This window comes from Spirulina sp. CCY15215 (assembly GCF_016888125.1).
Lineage (GTDB): Bacteria > Cyanobacteriota > Cyanobacteriia > Cyanobacteriales > Spirulinaceae > CCY15215.
In genome coordinates this window covers 1-280 of sequence record NZ_JACSWA010000205.1, presented here as the reverse complement: position 1 = coordinate 280, position 280 = coordinate 1, and the positions used below count along the sequence as shown (strand labels likewise).

1 pseudogene is annotated in these 280 nt (G+C 41.1%); it reads right to left on the bottom strand.

Going from position 1 to position 280, the window contains the following annotated elements:
- Positions 1-280, bottom strand: a pseudogene (locus JUI58_RS01185) (HNH endonuclease); the annotation flags it as partial.

The following is a 280-nucleotide window of genomic DNA, read 5'->3' as shown; positions in this document are numbered from 1 at the left end:
CATAACCATCCTTGTGATGAATTGGACTACAATATTTGTGACTGATTCCTTGAATCAATCCAGTTTTTGTCGAAATATTGAAACTTCCCGTAGAGCGAACCGCGACTCGCCCAGAGTAAGTTCCAACCTTCTTTCCTTTAGTAACAATTGCTTTAACGATGTCACCTGTTTGAAAGCCTTTAACTTGCTTTTGACGAGGAACGTAACGAGTCGGAAAACCATACTTATTGGTTCTGCACATTTGCCTTGTTCCGTGTCCTTTGGCAGTAATTAAAAGCGG